The 18,055-nt window shown below is 40.6% G+C and carries 10 protein-coding genes and 1 pseudogene; 6 read left to right on the top strand and 5 right to left on the bottom strand.

Features of this window, described 5'->3' with window-relative positions; all coding sequences use genetic code 11:
- The first annotated feature begins 93 nt into the window (after positions 1 to 93).
- Positions 94 to 1,065: pseudogene (gene rpoS / locus ACNSN2_RS11340) on the top strand (RNA polymerase sigma factor RpoS).
- A 55-nt stretch (positions 1,066 to 1,120) separates the two neighbouring features.
- Here the strand turns inward: rpoS and mutS are convergent.
- Positions 1,121 to 3,706: a DNA mismatch repair protein MutS gene (gene mutS, locus ACNSN2_RS11335; protein ID WP_138686841.1), complete on the bottom strand. Its 2,586-nt coding sequence runs from the start codon at positions 3,704 to 3,706 to the stop codon at positions 1,121 to 1,123.
- Between the two features lie 21 nt (positions 3,707 to 3,727).
- Here mutS and ACNSN2_RS11330 point away from each other — a divergent pair, with 21 nt between their 5' ends.
- Positions 3,728 to 4,216: a CinA family protein gene (locus tag ACNSN2_RS11330; RefSeq protein ID WP_054201783.1), complete on the top strand. Its 489-nt coding sequence runs from the start codon at positions 3,728 to 3,730 to the stop codon at positions 4,214 to 4,216.
- Between the two features lie 68 nt (positions 4,217 to 4,284).
- Positions 4,285 to 5,328 (top strand): recombinase RecA, encoded by a 1,044-nt coding sequence (gene recA / locus ACNSN2_RS11325; protein WP_008110343.1) that lies wholly within the window; start codon positions 4,285 to 4,287, stop codon positions 5,326 to 5,328.
- Positions 5,329 to 5,436: 108 nt separating this feature from the next.
- On the opposite strand, the gene ACNSN2_RS11320 is transcribed toward recA, so the two are convergent.
- On the bottom strand, positions 5,437 to 7,557 hold the full coding sequence (locus ACNSN2_RS11320) for a TonB-dependent siderophore receptor (RefSeq protein ID WP_010387760.1): 2,121 nt from the start codon (positions 7,555 to 7,557) through the stop codon (positions 5,437 to 5,439).
- Positions 7,558 to 7,759: 202 nt separating this feature from the next.
- Positions 7,760 to 8,929 carry a DcaP family trimeric outer membrane transporter gene (locus tag ACNSN2_RS11315; protein ID WP_109874233.1) on the bottom strand — a complete coding sequence of 390 codons (1,170 nt, stop codon included), beginning with the start codon at positions 8,927 to 8,929 and terminating at the stop codon, positions 7,760 to 7,762.
- A gap of 730 nt (positions 8,930 to 9,659) precedes the next feature.
- On the opposite strand from ACNSN2_RS11315, the gene acs reads away from it, so the two are divergent.
- The 3 genes from acs (at position 9,660) to ACNSN2_RS11300 (ending at position 14,109) form a co-directional block, all read left to right on the top strand.
- Positions 9,660 to 11,600, top strand: a complete 1,941-nt coding sequence (gene acs / locus ACNSN2_RS11310; protein ID WP_010387762.1) for an acetate--CoA ligase — start codon at positions 9,660 to 9,662, stop codon at positions 11,598 to 11,600.
- 92 nt (positions 11,601 to 11,692) lie between these two features.
- Positions 11,693 to 12,343 (top strand): response regulator transcription factor, encoded by a 651-nt coding sequence (locus tag ACNSN2_RS11305; RefSeq protein ID WP_008111545.1) that lies wholly within the window; start codon positions 11,693 to 11,695, stop codon positions 12,341 to 12,343.
- A gap of 158 nt (positions 12,344 to 12,501) precedes the next feature.
- Positions 12,502 to 14,109 carry an AbgT family transporter gene (locus ACNSN2_RS11300; RefSeq protein WP_418607393.1) on the top strand — a complete coding sequence of 536 codons (1,608 nt, stop codon included), beginning with the start codon at positions 12,502 to 12,504 and terminating at the stop codon, positions 14,107 to 14,109.
- 536 nt (positions 14,110 to 14,645) lie between these two features.
- Here ACNSN2_RS11300 and ACNSN2_RS11295 read toward each other — a convergent pair.
- Positions 14,646 to 16,532: a hypothetical protein gene (locus ACNSN2_RS11295; RefSeq protein ID WP_418607391.1), complete on the bottom strand. Its 1,887-nt coding sequence runs from the start codon at positions 16,530 to 16,532 to the stop codon at positions 14,646 to 14,648.
- Between the two features lie 456 nt (positions 16,533 to 16,988).
- The gene (gene purU, locus ACNSN2_RS11290; protein WP_054201777.1) at positions 16,989 to 17,819 is read right to left on the bottom strand and encodes a formyltetrahydrofolate deformylase; all 831 of its coding nucleotides are present in this window, start codon (positions 17,817 to 17,819) and stop codon (positions 16,989 to 16,991) included.
- Positions 17,820 to 18,055 lie beyond the last annotated feature (236 nt).

The following is an 18,055-nucleotide window of genomic DNA, read 5'->3' as shown; positions in this document are numbered from 1 at the left end:
TGGAGAAGGCTTATGGCTAATACAGCAAAAGCTAATAAAACGACTACAGACCTTAATCATAAAGTTATTGATAGCTTGCTCAGGAGAAGTCTTATGGCTGATGTAGCAAAAGCTGAGAAAACCCCCACTGATGATAAGTTTGACGACTCTAAAATAGAGGAGACAACGAAGTTACTTGATGACGTGGAAGATGAAGATGTATTTGTAAAAGAAGAAGTCACTAAAAACCTCGACGCCACCCAATTATACTTAGGCGAGATTGGTTTTTCCCCTCTATTAAGTGCAGAAGAAGAAGTGTTTTTTGCACGAAAATCGCTTAAAGGCTGCGAAGCCTCCCGAAAACGCATGATCGAAAGTAACTTGCGCTTAGTTGTGAAAATTGCGCGTAGGTACAACAATCGTGGGCTTGCTCTACTTGATTTAATTGAAGAAGGTAACTTAGGGCTGATCTGAGCTGTTGAAAAGTTCGATCCTGAACGTGGCTTTCGATTTTCTACATATGCCACATGGTGGATACGCCAAACCATTGAACGGGCAATAATGAATCAAACCCGTACTATTCGTTTGCCTATTCATGTTGTTAAAGAGCTTAACGTTTATTTACGTACAGCACGTGAGCTAACGCAAAAGCTTGATCATGAGCCAACCGCAGAAGAAATTGCAGAAAGCTTAGACAGACCGGTCGAAGATGTAACAAAAATGCTTCGCCTAAACGAAAAAATAGCTTCTGTAGATATGCCTATTGGTGGCGAGAATGACAGTGCATTGTTAGATGTAATTGCCGACGAAAAAAATGTAGGTCCTGAAGGTGAAGTGCAAAACAATGATATGAATACGCATATTATTGACTGGTTAGGTGAATTGAACCCTAAGCAGCGCGAAGTACTGGCACGTCGGTTTGGTTTACTCGGTTATGAGCCTTCAACGCTTGAAGATGTGGGCCGTGAAATTGGGTTAACCCGTGAGCGAGTTCGCCAAATACAGGTTGAGGCGCTACGTCGGTTAAAAGATATCTTGCAGCAAGAAGGATTAAGTACCGAAAGCTTATTTGAGCAGTTCGCTTAACCTAAACACACAAAAAAATAAATACAGCCCGACTTTTTAGTCGGGCTGTTTGCGTTTAAAGCAGTGCTTTTAATTTATAAAGCAGTTCATGCGCCTGACGCGGTGATAGGTTATCGGGATCTATTGCGCTCATTTGTTGCTCAAGTTCACTAGGCTGAATTATTTGCGGTTCACTATCAAACGGTAAAACCTGTTGCTCTGTGGTGACCGTTGTGACACTTTGATGATTTTCAAGCAAGCTTAGCTTTTGTTTAGCTTGGGCAATAACCGCTTTAGGTACGCCAGCCAGAGCAGCTACTTGCAAACCAAAACTTTTACTTGCGGCACCATCTAATACCGTATGCATAAAGGCAATGGTATCGTTGTGTTCAATGGCATCTAAGTGCACATTAACCAACCCAGGTGTTTGTTCTGCAAGCTCTGTGAGTTCAAAGTAATGGGTTGCGAACAGAGTTTTAGCTGCTATTTTTGAAGCAAGATGATCAGCTGTCGCGTATGCCAGTGATAAACCATCGTAAGTACTGGTTCCTCGGCCTATTTCATCCATTAATACCAATGATTGTGCGGTGGCATTATTTAAAATTGCCGCAGTTTCTGTCATTTCAACCATAAAGGTAGAGCGCCCAGATGCTAAGTCGTCACTGGCACCAATGCGGGTAAATATTCTATCGATATTACCAATTTTAGCGCTATCGGCAGGAACGTAACAGCCAATATGCGCCATGAGTACTATCAGTGCTGTTTGGCGCATGTAGGTAGATTTACCGCCCATGTTAGGGCCAGTAATTATCAGCATTTTACGCTGGCTATTGAGTTCTACAGGGTTGGCAATAAACGGGTCTTTCATTACTTGCTCAACCACAGGGTGGCGGCCTTGTTTGATGCTAATATTATCGTTATCGCAAAGCTCAGGCTTGGCATAATTAAGTGTTTGGGCACGCTCTGCTAAATTGTTAAGTACATCTAAATCGGCAATGACCGAAGCCATTATTTGTAGCTGCTCAATATGCGGAGCTATAAATTCAAATAACTGTTCGTATAGCTGCTTTTCCAGAGCCAGCGCTTTTGATTGGCTGCCGAGGACTTTATCTTCATGTTCTTTAAGTTCTGGAATTATATAACGTTCGTTATTTTTTAACGTTTGACGACGAATATAATCTGCAGGCACTAAGTGCGAGTTAGCGCGGCTCACTTCAATAAAAAAGCCATGCACTCTGTTATAACCAATTTTAAGTGTACTAATACCTGTGCGTTCACGTTCGCGCTGCTCTAGCTGTTCAAGCACATCGGTGGCACCTTGGCTTAAATTACGCCACTCATCAAGTTCGCTGTTATACCCTGGCGCAATAACACCGCCATCACGAATTAACACTGGTGGGTTATCAATCACTGCTCGCTCAAGTAGGGCTTGAAGCTCGGGGAGCTCTTTAGAATGGGCAATAATATGAGAAATACGCGCATCTGTGGCATCGTTTAATAAGCTATGCAGCGGTGCTAATGCTTGAAGTGCACTGCGAAGCCGTGTTAAATCACGTGGGCGAGCGGTATGTAATGCCAAACGAGCAATTACACGTTCTATATCACCAATATCTCTGAGAGCGTCATGCAGCTCACTGCATAATTGCACATCTAAAATAGCACTAATGGCATTTAGACGAGAATTTAACTCGTCTTTATTACGAATAGGGGTATGAATACGGCGCTTCAGTAATCGTGAGCCCATAGCTGTAGCTGTTTTATCAAGCACTTGAGCAAGGGTATTTTCAAAGCCACCTGATAGATTAACGGTAAGTTCAAGGTTTTTGCGAGTTGGCGCATCCAAAATAACCGCATGTTCGTTATGCTCAAGAGTGATTGCGCGAATGTGTGGTAATGCAATACGCTGGGTATCTTTTACGTACTGCATTAAACAGCCTGCCGCTACCAAGGCGCTATGTGCTTTATCGACACCAAAACCAACTAAATCTTTGGTACCAAACTGCTCACACAGTAAGTGTTGTGCGGTGTCTAGATCAAACTCCCAATCAGGGCGACGACGTGCTCCCTTAATATGTTCAATTAAATGAGTGTTTTCAAAGTGTTCACTATATAGTAATTCAGCAGGGGCTAAGCGTTGTAGGGTTGAGCTAAATGCTTCATCAGTGTTTACTTCAACAACATTGAAGCGTCCTGAGTTGATATCAAGATACGCAACACCGTATTGACCTTTTTTATTTTGCCAAACACTGGTTAGTAAGTTGTCTTGGCGCTCTTGTAGTAAGGCTTCGTCAGAAATAGTTCCTGGGGTTACAATACGGACTACTTTGCGCTCAACAGGGCCTTTGCTGGTGGCAGGGTCACCCACTTGTTCACAAATAGCCACCGACTCGCCCATTTGTACTAAGCGGGCTAAGTAGTTTTCTACCGCATGATAAGGCACGCCCGCCATAGGAATAGGATCGCCCCCTGCTTTGCCACGGTGTGTTTGTGAAATATCAAGCAACTGCGCGGCGCGTTTTGCGTCATCAAAAAAGAGTTCATAAAAATCCCCCATCCGATAAAACAATAAAATATCGCGATGCTCTGATTTTATTTTTAGATACTGCTGCATCATAGGGGTTTGTTGTTTTATAGTGTGCGGTGCATAAAGATCAAACGACATGTATTTACCCAAAGGCTGAATATGGAATTACATCAAGAGATTAAGACACTTGCTGCGCAATTAGGCGCTATTTTAACGGATAAACGCTTATGGATCACTACCGCTGAATCATGTACTGGTGGTGGAGTGAGTTATTCGCTTACCGATACCCCCGGCAGCTCAGCATATATTGACCGTGCATTTGTCACTTATAGCAATAACGCAAAGCATGAATTACTCAATGTGAAGCATGATACCCTCGAGGAATTTGGCGCGGTGAGCGAACAAACAGTCATTGAGATGGCAGCAGGCGCCTGTAAGGCTGCAAATGCTGATATTGGCATTGCTATTTCAGGGATTGCAGGACCCGGTGGTGCTACTGAGGGCAAACCGGTAGGGCTCGTGTGGTTTGGACTGAAAATTAACGGTAAACACTGGACGTTTGAACAAGTATTTAATGGTGACAGGGCGCAAGTTAGGCTGCAAGCTATTGTATTTTCTTTAAAAACTATAATAGAGAAGATAAAATAATAAAATTAGCTTGATACTGTGATTTCATACAGTATACTTGTGTGCATTAGCTGGATTTGGAGAAGAAAATGAACGATAACAAACAAAAAGCGTTGGACGCAGCTTTATCACAAATTGAACGTCAATTTGGTAAAGGCTCAATCATGAAATTGGGTGACAATAAAGCGTTAAACATTGACGCTGTATCAACAGGCTCGCTAGGTATTGATATTGCCTTAGGCATAGGCGGCTTGCCGATGGGGCGTATTGTTGAAGTATATGGCCCAGAGTCATCAGGTAAAACAACGCTAACATTGCAAGTTATCGCTGAAGCTCAAAAAGAAGGTAAAACCTGTGCCTTTGTTGATGCTGAGCATGCTCTTGATCCAATTTATGCACAAAAACTAGGTGTTAACATTGATGAGTTACTGGTATCTCAACCAGATACAGGTGAGCAAGCACTGGAAATTTGTGACATGTTAGTGCGTTCAAGCGCGGTTGATGTGGTTATTGTCGATTCGGTTGCAGCATTAACGCCAAAAGCTGAAATTGAAGGCGACATGGGTGATTCACACATGGGCTTACAAGCACGTTTAATGTCGCAAGCATTACGTAAGCTTACAGGTAACATTAAGCGTTCAAACACACTATGTATTTTCATTAACCAAATCCGTATGAAAATTGGTGTAATGTTTGGTAACCCTGAAACAACAACTGGTGGTAATGCCCTGAAATTTTACGCCTCTGTACGTATTGATATTCGCCGTATTGGTTCGGTAAAAGAAGGCGATGAAGTTGTTGGTAATGAAACGCGCGTTAAAATTGTGAAAAACAAAGTTGCACCGCCGTTCAAACAAGCTGAATTTATCATTATGTATGGCGAAGGTATTTCTAAGCAGGGCGAGCTGATTGATTTAGGTGTTAAGCACAAAATTGTTGAAAAAGCGGGTGCTTGGTACAGTTACAATGGCAACAAAGTTGGCCAAGGTAAGTCTAATTCGATTAAGTTCCTTAAAGAAAATCCTGAAATTGCAGATGAAATTGAAGGTAAATTACGAGAGATGCTATTGCTAAAAGCAACGGTTGAGCCAGAAGATGGCGAAGACGTATTAGGTGATGAAGGCGACCTTTAAGCCCATTTGTTTTAAAGCTTGATTTGACCCGAGCTTAAAAAAAGCGCTAACCATTAGGTTAGCGCTTTTTTATTGTTTGCTATAAAGTGACTTAAAGCCTAGTTAGCTTTATAGCTGCCAGTTAACTGACAATGAGTAGTTACGCGGTGCCCCGTAGTAACCTTGCTCCCAATAAAGGCTGTTTATGTACTTTTCATCAGTGCTGTTATTAACATTAAAGGTAACACCGACGTTTTGAGTAATTTCGTAGGTGGCCATTAAATCTAATAAGCCATAAGCATCTTGTTTTGTAGTTGCCAATGCGTTGCCTGCTGGATCTTTCACTTGCACACGGCTAATAGAATCTTGCCAGCGGTAATTAGCACCTAAGGTTAAACCATCAATAAATGGCACTTGATAAGTGGCTGCCATTTTTAATTGGTTTTCTGGGGTGTAATCTTTAACGAGTTCATCACCATCAATACTTAAATTACTAAAGCTGATGCTGGCACTTAAATCATCAGTTAAGCGACCGCTTAATTCAATTTCGAAACCATCACTGTTAATACCATCTGCAGCGTAATAACGCGTATCGCTTGGAAGGGAGCCCGGAAGTGCAACAGCAAGTCCATCTTGCTTAGCATCAAAATAGGCCAGTGTTACAAATACTTGCTCATCTAAAAGTTGTGCTTTTAAACCAACTTCAGCACTTTTACCAATAACAGGAGCCAGTTGTTCAGCGTTAATGTCTAATTCTTTTTGCGGCACAAACGTTTCTGTGTAGCTAGCGTAAGCTGATAATGACTCGGTAAAATCGTACACAGTACCAATGTAAGGAATAACCTCTGAGTCATCGCGGGTTTGCACTACACTATAAGCAGTACCTTTAGTTTCCCAGTCGGTATAGCGTACGCCAGCCAAAATGCTTAATGGATCTGCTAGTTTTATACGAGTTGAAACATAGGCCGATCTTTGTGTATTTTGTACATCACTGCCGTCAGGTTTATCAACCAGTGTTGCTTCTGGTGCTATCCCATCCCAAGTCGCTAAATCAGGCATCGCAGGGAAACCATTTCCTGTGCTGTAGTCATAAAGAGATTGGTCATTAAAGTCCATGTTTGCTTGGCTAATGCCGAATGATAAGTCGTGCTCTAAAGAAAATAGCTCAAACTTACCGCTGGCATATAAATCAAACAAATCTTGTGTGTCTTTGTAATCATAACGACTCGCATAGCCGGTTAAACCTAAACCAGTATCTTTATCTGGGGTACCATATACATAAAATAACTCAGAATTTTGTTCATTTTTTATATGGGCATAACGGGCTTTAGCAACCCAAGTCGCTGATAAGTTTTGCTCAAGTGTTACATAGATACGTTCAGCGCTATTATCCCAATACGACCAATCTGCAGCTGTACTAGTTGACTCATCATAATCAGTTGGTGAACCATCAGTGTAATAAAGCGGTAACGCGCCCCATAGAGGGCTATCGGCATCTTTTTGCTGGTTTACATAGTTAATGCTTAGTAGTGTATCGTCAGTTAGCTTACCCTCATAGGCAAGGTAGGCAATGGTCTTATCGGTTTCGTAACGGTCTAGGTACGACTCTTTATCTTGCTTAGTAAATACAGCACGAACAGCGTGTTCATCGTTAATCGGTGCGGAAACATCAATATCTACACGTTTGTTATTCCACGAACCATAAGAAGCCGATGCATTAGCTTGCGTTGTGTAGGTTGGCTTTTTTAGCACCATATTAATAGTCGCAGATGGGTTACCTGCACCGGTCATCATGCCATTGGCACCACGTACAATTTCAACGCGATCATAAATTGCAGTATCTAGTGTACCTTGAATTGAACCGGAATTTTGCGGTGTCCCTAAGCCATCAATTAAAAAGTTAGTTATTTCAAAACCACGCGCTTTAAAGTAAGTACGGTCAGTTTCTATTTGCTCTACTGTTACGCCAGGTGTGCTTTCTAATACTGCGTTAATATCATCAAGTGAAAAATCATCCATCAGCGCGCGTGAAACAACAGAAATTGACTGTGGGGTCTCTTTAATTGTTAGACCTAGCTTAGTCGCAGACTGTGCTTCTTCGGTGATATAGTTTTTATGATGTTGCCCATAAACGGCTATTTTTTCTAGAGGCAGGTTGTCTTGCGTGTCGTTTGCAACAGCATATCCAGATAAAACCAGTGAAGTAAGTAGACTTAGTTTAAATGCAGAGTTTTTATGTTTGTGCAGCATCTTGTTTCCCATAAGATTAAATTTGGTTGGTAATTTAATCTAAATGAGAGTGATTTGCAATTACGTTTGCGCGGTATTTTACACGTCTTTGACATTTTTTAAGTAAAGCGCATGGATTTGGTTAACTTGAGCTCTGGTTAAAAACAAAAAAAGCGGCCGAAGCCGCTCAGGAAGTAAATCAGTATTTTAATTGGTTAGGAAATTAAAACGCATACTTTACAGAAAATTGTAAACGATCTAGGTCGCCATCTACGCCACTTTCAAGCTCTCGTTCTGCATGTTTAAATTCCGCACCAAAGGTTAGACGTTTAACCGGTGAGTATAAAATATTTGCACTGTAGCTTTGGCTTGATTCTGTAGGATCGCCATACATTGCAAGTAGGTTTTCATCGTTATCAGCAGATAAGAACGAATATAGGAAAGTAGAGCGCCACTGGCTATTCCACTTATGTTGATATGCAATAAAACCTGATGTTGAATCAATCGCATCTAGGTCATCACCATTGAGAACCGCACCACGAGCTACGTTTAGACCAACATAACGACCTAGTCCTTTACCTTGGGTAAGCATAAATTTTAGATTGTCTTCACCAAGTTTCACCATACCCGATGCACTAACACCAAATGAGGTTTCATCGGCATCAACACCACCTACTTTGTAGGTCAGTTGACGAGCAAGGGCTGCTACTACAAAGTTACCCCAATCCGCTTTGTGAGTATAGCGTGCGGTAAAGTCAGGTAATGAGGCATCATCAGTCACTGCCATACCACCACCTGCTGTAGTAATTGTGCTTTCTGGATTTTCTAAAGAGAAAGACCATGCACCTGTAGTGTATTTAATTTGAGATTGACGAACGAACACTGTGCCTTCTGCTGGGCCAACAAAATCAAGCGCTTCTGGTAATGCACCAACGTTTTGAAAGTTTGACCATGTTTGACCAAATAACCAACCATCGTATGAAATAAATGCATGGCGAATACGCGGAGAATATGAATTAGACACACGCTCGTTGCCACCTGGGGCAGACGCTAAAAAGTCTAGTTCTATTTTAGTTTTAACCGTTTTACCGTTATCTAGTAAGGTAGCAGTTCCAAAATTGAAACGTGACTCACGAGCGTGCATATCAAATACTGCGTCTGAACTATCATCGCTACCAACGGTTAATGTACTTGGTACATAAAAGTCACGGCCAACACTGCTGCCAGCAGGAGCGCCTGCTGAATAGTCACTCCACATTGCGTCGAGTTTAATGTATCCACCATAGGTGAATTCTGTATCACCTATTTTTGCAGCTGTAGCAGCATAAGCTGTGCTAGAAAGTGCACATAGTACAGCAGTCGCTGCCAGTGTTTTAATTGGAGTAAATTTCATTGTTGCGTCCTTTTATAGGCTACTTGTTGTATGTTGTTTGCTTATGATATGCATTAATGTGTGTTACTTATATAGTACTAACAGATTGAATTTAATTATCTTTAATTTAATTTGTTAGTAAATACGAGTTATTAATAAACAATCAAGGTTTTTATATATTTAAGCTACTGTTGTATATGTACACAATTTACTCAATCAACTATTAGTCTATTAGACTAAGGTTTAATACTTATTGAAGGCTCATATACTTTTATTTAATAGTATGTTTTTTATGTAAATAAGGTGTAGCCAAGAGGATTATAGATAAGATATTGGGGTCTGTTGACCTTTGCGGATTAAAATTTGTTCAAACTAGGGGCGATTAAATCGCGGCGCGAGGTTTGTAACCTAGTGGGCTAAGTAAAAACCGAGCAAAGCTTCCGCGTCCTGCTTACGCCCCTTACCTACATCCATGTAGGCAACAAAGAGTAAATCGCCCCTAGGCAGAACCCATCGGGCAGCGCCTGTTTGGCATTGATGCTGCGTTATCGCCTATTTATGGGGAATAACCACACCACATAGGCTCTGCCTTGCCTAAATACCAAACAGACTGCTGCAAATTTAATCTTGAAAGGTCAACAGACCCTAGTTATTTGAACTCAGATACAACTAATGTCTAATATTTAATAGTGCACTGCTGAGTAATCCTTGATGGAAAGCCTAAGGCAAGTAATATAAATTGGAGACTAATATGTCACAAAGTATCTATCCAGTTCCTGCGCAGATAAAAAACGCAGCGCTCGTCGATAATGAAAAATATAATACGATGTATAAACAGTCTATCGAAGACCCTGAAGGGTTTTGGGCTGAGCACGGTAAGCGTCTTGACTGGTTTACTCCATATTCAAAAGTAAAAAACACTTCATTTGACAAAGGCCACATCAATATTAAATGGTATGAAGATGGCTACCTGAATGCCTCTTATAACTGTATTGATCGTCACTTAAAAACAAAAGCGGATAAAGTAGCATTAATTTGGGAAGGTGATGATCCTTCACAAAGCGAAAATATCACCTACCAACAGCTACATGATGAAGTGGCAAAGTTTGCCAATGGTTTAAAAAAATTAGGTGTTAAAAAAGGTGACCGTGTAGCCATTTATATGCCAATGAGCCCGCAAGCTATATACGCAATGCAAGCTTGTGCCCGCATAGGTGCTATTCATTCAGTTATATTCGGTGGCTTTTCACCGTCAGCTATTGCGGATCGTATTAATGATTCGGGTGCTAAAGTGGTGATCACCTCAGATGAAGGCCGACGTGCAGGTAATTGTGTACCGCTAAAAGCCAATGTAGATGAAGCCGTATTACAAGATTCAGTCACCACCGTTGAGCATGTAGTGGTACATAAACTAACTTCAGGCGATGTTGATTGGCACGACCATGATATTTGGTGGCATGACTTAGTTGCAGACCAAGCGCCAGATTGCGAACCTGAACACATGAATGCTGAAGACCCGCTGTTTATTTTATACACCTCAGGTTCTACCGGTCAGCCCAAGGGGGTGGTACACACCACTGGTGGCTATTTAGTGTATTCATCTATGACCCACGAATACATTTTTGATTTAAAAGACGATGATATTTTTTGGTGTAGTGCTGATGTTGGCTGGATCACAGGTCACAGTTATATTGCTTATGGGCCGCTCGTTAATGGGTGTACACAAGTCGTATTTGAAGGCGTACCAACTTACCCAACTGCTGGTCGTATGGGCGAAGTGGTTGATAAACATAACGTGACAATTTTATACACAGCACCTACTGCCATTCGTGCATTGATGGCTAAAGGCGAAGAGCCGATTGCAAGCTCACATCGTGACAGCTTACGCATTTTAGGTTCTGTGGGGGAGCCGATCAATCCAGAAGCGTGGACTTGGTACTATGAAAAAATTGGTAAGTCGAATTGCCCAATTGTAGATACTTGGTGGCAAACCGAAACCGGTGGCATCATGATTGCTCCATTACCAGGTGCAACTGATATGAAACCTGGCTCTGCAACTCGTCCATTCTTTGGTATTGCACCGGCATTATTTGATGCTGAAGGTAATACATTAGAAGGTGCGGTTGATGGTAACCTTGTGATTTTAGATAGCTGGCCTTCACAAGCACGAACCGTTTATGGCGACCATGAGCGCTTTGAACAAACCTACTTTAGCGCTTATCCTGGTGTGTACTTTACTGGTGACGGTTGTCGTCGTGATGAAGACGGTGATTATTGGATAACAGGACGCGTTGATGACGTACTTAATGTGTCTGGGCACCGTTTAGGTACTGCGGAAATTGAAAGTGCGTTAGTTGCTCATGAAGCTGTAGCTGAAGCGGCAGTAGTAGGCTACCCGCATGATATTAAAGGCCAAGGTATTTACGTTTACATAACTCCTAACGAGGGTGTAACGGTGAGTGATGAGCTAACAAAAGAGATCCGTAATTGGGTACGTAAAGAGCTAAGCCCAATAGCATCACCAGATATGATTCAGTGGTCTCCAGGTTTACCAAAAACACGTTCTGGCAAAATTATGCGTCGTATTTTACGTAAAATCGCGGCAAATGAGCACCAACAGCTTGGTGATACTTCAACACTTGCGGATCCGTCAGTGGTTGATGAGCTAGTAGAAAATCGATTAAATCGTTAATTTCGCGTTAAAAGCTTGATTAGAAGTTGATTCTAAACGTAGTATATCGGCTGTTGTCTATTGGATAGCAGCCGAATTTTTGGGAGTGAACAATGAGTCAGTTTTTAATAGCGGACGATCATCCGTTATTTCGTGAAGCACTAAAGGGCGCTTTGAGTGCAAAGTTTGCAGGTTTAGAAGTATTTGAATCAGCGGATTTTGATAGCACATTGCAGGTGTTAAGCGAACAAGAAGATCTTGATATATTACTACTAGATTTACACATGCCAGGTAACGGTGACTTATACGGCTTGATCCGTATACGTGAAGATTACCCAAGCTTACCTATTGCGGTGGTTTCGGGTAGTGAAGATGTAAATATTGTTTCGAAAGTTATGGGTTATGGGGCAATGGGGTTTATTCCTAAGTCATCATCATCTGACGATATTGCCAACGCAATTAACCAAATACTCGAAGGCGATACTTGGCTGCCAACCGAACTAAAAAGTAAAGTGGCTGAAATAGAAGGCGCAGATAGAGAAATTGCTGCACAAGTAGCATCACTTACTCCACAGCAATACCGTGTATTACAATATTTGCACGAAGGGTTACTGAATAAACAAATTGCGTACGAACTTCACATTTCAGAAGCCACAGTCAAAGCTCACATCACTGCCATATTTAGAAAACTCGGTGTTTATAATCGAACTCAAGCTGTTTTAATTGCTGCAAAACTACAACTAGAACCGATAGAGCAAGCTTAAGCAGACGAAATAAGAGGCGAGAGCCTCTTTTTTGTAACCCCATCACAACAAACCCATCAGTTAATTACCATGACATAACAAGTCATTCATCTTTATTACATGACCTGCTCAGAAAATAATGCTAGGTTACGGGCATTTTGTAATTAAGAGAGCATGGTATGTCAGACTCAATGGACTCACCACACACATCCCAAGATGAAAATCAGGCCGCAAAGGGCGGTTGGTTTAATCGATTTTTAGCCACGGTAGAATTTTTAGGGAATATGCTTCCCCATCCAATTACCTTATTCGCGCTGTTTTGTATTGCCATTATTTTATTTAGTGGCGTTGCTGATTGGTTTGGACTTAGTGCTATCGATCCACGCCCTGAGGGCTCTGCTGGGCGCGATCCTGATGGTGTAATTGAAGTCGTTAGCTTACTCAGTGCCGAGGGCTTACAGCGTATTGTAACGGGCTTGGTTACTAACTTTACCAGCTTTGCCCCATTAGGCACGGTATTAGTGGCATTATTAGGTGTAAGTGTTGCCGAGCATTCAGGGTTATTGTCTGCGGCAATGCGTGGCATGGTTATGGGCGCATCTAAACGCTTAGTAACTTTTATGGTGGTATTCGCTGCTATTTTATCAAACACAGCATCTGAGCTGGGTTATGTCGTATTGATCCCCCTAGCGGCAATGATATTTCATAGTTTAGGTCGTCATCCGCTTGCAGGCCTTGCTGCAGCGTTTGCTGGTGTATCGGGTGGCTATAGCGCTAACTTATTACTGGGTACTATCGATCCGTTATTAGCGGGTATTACAACGCCTGCAGCACAAATGATTGACCCAACTTACCAAGTAGGCGCTGAAGCAAACTGGTATTTTATGATGATTTCAGTATTGCTAATTGCTGTTTTAGGTACGCTTGTTACAGAGAAAATTGTTGAGCCACGTTTAGGTAAATATAACCCAGATGAAGCCAGTGAAGATTTAGCTCAAAATAATATTGCCGGTTTAACTGCCAAAGAAAAATCAGGTTTAAAATGGGCTGGTATTTCATTACTTGTTGTTTCGTTGTTACTCGCTTGGACGATTGTTCCAGCAGACGGTATTTTACGTAACCCTGAAACAGGTCTAGTTGCTCACTCGCCGTTTTTAAAAGGGATTGTAGTTTTTATTTTTGTTACTTTTGGTATTCCGGGTTTTGTGTATGGTCGCGTGGTTGGCACCATGAAAAATGATAAAGACGTGATCAATGCTATGAGCAAGAGTATGAGCTCTATGGGCATGTACATTGTATTGGTGTTTTTTGCTGCGCAGTTTGTGGCATTTTTTAAATGGACTAACTTAGGCACCATTTTAGCGATTAACGGTGCCGCGTTACTACAAGCTCTTAGCTTAACTGGGCCGGAAGTATTTGTACTGTTTATTTTGATGTGTGCTTTAGTGAACTTAACTTTAGGCTCATCGTCAGCGCAATGGGCAGTAACAGCACCTATCTTTGTTCCTATGCTAATGCTTATAGGTTATGCACCCGAGACAATTCAGGCGGCTTATCGTATTGGTGATTCAGTAACTAACTTAATTACCCCGATGATGAGTTACTTTGGTTTAATTCTTGCGGTTGCCACTAAATACAAAAAAGACATGGGAATAGGTACTTTGGTAGCCACTATGTTGCCATACAGCTTAATCTTCTTTGTTGGCTGGGTGGTACTGTTTTACTTATGGGTATTTGTTTTAGGTATGCCAGTAGGCCCTGGGGCACCAACGTATTACACACCCTAGTTAAGTAAGGTTTATTATTTACTTATAAAAATGCCAGCTTATTAGCTGGCATTTTTAATAGCTATATAAAGCTAATTATGAAAATACGACGGTTTTATTGCCATTAATAAACAGCTAGAGTATTACCAAGTTGGTTTAATAACATGCCGCCTAAACAGAGGCTTCTTTTGGAGCTAATAATACAACTTTGGTTTTTTCTTTGCCGTGCAGTACCACTTTTGCAATCCTTCGCAAAGTTATAATAAAAAATCGCTGCGGGATTAGCCTGTGAGTTCTGCTCTCATAAAAAGCGTTGTGCATCTTTATCAACAAGGCCTAATAATATCTAAATTATGCTGATTACAGAGTTTGGTAATTTTGGCTAAGCCTAATATCGTTTGCGTATTAGTTGGTTAGTGTATTACTTATTTTCCTCATTTCCCTCCCTGTCTTTACTGCGCTTGCAGGGGGGGAATCACATTTATATCAAAGTGTAGAGAGGGGGGTTTTAGTTTGGAAAGATGCCACCTAGTAATAAGGTGGCATATATAGATAAGCTAGTTTTTTGGCTCAGACGCTAAATCGTCTTCCTGACGTAAAAAACCAGCGGCTTCCTCATCATCTTTGGTTAAAGCTGGCTGCATAGGCATAGCTCGTGTTTGCTGGTTTAACTGGTGCAGTTGAGATGCATTGCCTAAATCGCGTTCGCTAGTGATAGAGGCAATTGATTCTCGATCTTTCAAAAAGGCAATTACATCTTTTTTGATTGCTTGTAATTGACCTTCATCTTTATGCATTTCCATAATATGTCGAGGATGCTCGAGGTTTTTCATGCCTGTAGCTGCAAAGGTTGTAGAAACAATGCGCGAAACAATCACCCAAGGCGTTATGCTGCTACGTACCAAGGTATTTTCCGAGCGTGTGCTATCATGAATACCGGTACCCGTTGATATTTTTGACTCAGTAAATGTGCCCTCGCACTTGAAGTACACGAGTAAAGATTCAAATTGCATTTCAGCAAAAAATAAATGGGCACTATTGCTCAGAAGTTGAGCAAATGCTTTAACTAATATGCCGATAAGTAATAAATGAACACTTGCCATTAACAGCTCGCTAAACTCAATAATATTTTTATTATTAAAGGCTTGTTCAATACTATTTATATTAGCAGCGTCAATATAGTGGTAAATATTAATAAAAGAGTAAGCAAGCAACACAGTAAAGGTAAGCGCTACAATGTAGAGTAAGTTACCACTAATTAACGCAACTAAACGAGAAAGGTTAAAGTGCTTACCTAAATCCATTGTGTGTAGTTTAGGCTGAATCTCTTGAATCATTTCGCCTTTAAACCCGCCTTTTCCTTCAATTTGCTCTTGTAGTTTAGGATCTAGCTCACGATAAACCCTATTAGGTACTTCTTTATAACGGCGATTAGCCATTACTAAGTTATCAAGATTTATAAAAATCTCATCTGGATGAACAGACTCTTGCCAGTTTTCTCGTAGTTCTGATACTTCAGCGCTTGGTGTCACTTCATTTAAACGCGCTTTAATCATCACAAAAACAAGTGCACAACTAAGTGCAGCTAAAATAATAATGGCAGTTAAATAGATGCCCGCGTTAAGGTTGGGTAATTGCTCAAGCCAATTGTCTATTTGTTGTTTGCTTATGCGCTGTTCTTGCATTATCCACGACATAGACAGGCCTATAGCAATGGGCAATATAAAGGATAAAGAAATGATTTTAGCAAGAGCACCAGTACCTAAGGCTTCAATATTTCTCTCTGCATTACGTGAAATAGGTTTGCCAGAAGAGCGCCAAGAAAACAGCACATAAAACATTAATATGGCACTATATATTGGAAAAGCTAGTTCGCCAGCTTCACCGGTAAAACCAGACAGTGACACAAAGGCGACCAATGCATAAGCGATAAGAGCAACCAGTGTGCTTATCCATGAGCCAAATAAACGTTGGGCAACATTACGTATTGGGTAGGGTAAAAATAATAGTTTTGGTACTAAACTATGTAGCAAACGCGATAAAAAGCCATTCGGTTCTTTAAAAGTACTGTTTTTGCGACCAACAAGCATTTCTTCTAATGTTTGCGCAGTGTAGGCTACTTCGTTTTTTTCTTCTTGTGCAGTTGAGGTTTGTGACTTACTAAAATTAAACGCCAACGATGTTGGGTGGTTTCTACCTACGAAGTACTTAAGCGTTGCATAAATACCACCCGATAAAGTCCGAATGCCTAGGGCGAGTATTAACATGCCAAATATCATTAAGATCCAACCTGCTGTTGCATCTTCCTTTACAGAGCTAGACGCGATAACAAGCAAGCTGATGCCAACAACAGATTCAATAAGCCCTCTTATTGCTTTTACTTTACCTTCCAGTTTGAAAGGGTTTTTTAGTCCAAGATCGATTGATCCGTAATCAAAAGCCATCAAATGCTCCTTATAAATAGTACATCCTAAAAAGGGAATATCAGCATAGCTACAATAACGCATGCATTAAGACATTATTGCTTAATTTCTGATTATATATCAATAATATTGTTCAGCTTAAGGTTACTTGAATATGATAAGTTAAATCTTTTAAAGGTTGTTATTGCTTAAAAGGGAGTGTAGTAAATAACCTGATATTTCAGCTAATCCATAAAGTGAATGGTTTGACCAAGAGGGAAATTGCATATTTTGGCCGTGAAGGTTGATAGTAAAGGCCGAGAAAAATAATGATATAAGTCTAACAAAAGTCGCTATTTTCGGTTCTAATAGAAAACAGCTGATACGTAAATTTACTTTGTTTTATTAAGGTCTCTTAACCAGTGTTTAGGTTTAGTTATATTGAATAAACAAATGCCAGCTTATTAGCTGGCATTTTTAATAGCTATATAAAGCTAATTATGAAAATACGACGGTTTTATTGCCATTAATAAACAGCTTATGCTCTGATGCTAGTTGCAGTGCTTTACAAAACACCGTTTTCTCTACATCTTTACCCATTTTAGCCATCATCTCAGCTGTATTCGCATGGGTCACACTCGACACGTCTTGTAAAATAATAGGGCCTTCGTCTAGCTCATTATTAACAAAGTGAGCCGTGGCACCAATAATTTTCACACCACGTTCAAATGCCTGGTGATATGGTTTTGCACCAATAAAAGCAGGTAAAAATGAGTGATGAATATTAATTATTTTACCCTCAAAACGACCCACAAATTCAGGGCTTAAAATACGCATGTATTTAGCTAAGCCAATAATGTCAGGGTTATAGCTGGCAATTAAGTCACCGACTTTTTCGTCGTGCTCACTGCGCGTAAGTCCTTCATGAGAAACTACATGAAAAGGAATATTAAACCCTTTCACTAGAGGCTCTAGAGTAGGGTAGTTAGCGATAACGGCGAGTATCTCTATGTTTAGTGCTTGTTCAAATTGCTTAAGTAACATGCCGCCTAAGCAATGAGCTTCTTTTGTGGCTAATAGTACCACTTTGGTTTTTTCTTCACCGTGTAGTGCCACTTTTGCGCCAGCTGGTAATACGTCGCGCAGTTGTGACAAAAACTCAGCATGTGGTTCGCCCGTAAGCTCTGTGCGCATAAAAAAGCGTTGTGCATCTTTATCAACAAATTCGTTATTACGAATAATATTTAAATTATGCTGATTACACAGTCCGGTAATTTTGGCGATTAAGCCTATATCGTCTGCGCATTGGGTGGTTAGTATATAACTCATTTTCCTCATTCTTACCCAGTGGTTAGTTGCTTCATTATTTGTGTTTTAATTTAGAAAGCAAGACCTTTGTGTGATAGCCAATGTTTAATTTTAATTTACGCTAAGGTAGCGTTAGTAAGGTTAATTTAGCTTTAAGTAAGTTTAACAAATTGTGTTCTAGTAAGGATTTAAAACAAGGAACTAAATCAGTTGTTTATTACTATATTTATACTATTGTCTAGTTAAAAAGTTGTTTT

Origin of the sequence: Pseudoalteromonas sp. US3C1013 (assembly GCF_048401115.1) — a bacterium.
Taxonomy (GTDB): domain Bacteria; phylum Pseudomonadota; class Gammaproteobacteria; order Enterobacterales; family Alteromonadaceae; genus Pseudoalteromonas; species Pseudoalteromonas undina.
Note: the sequence above shows the minus strand (reverse complement) of the source record. Positions and strands in the feature narration are given on the sequence as shown.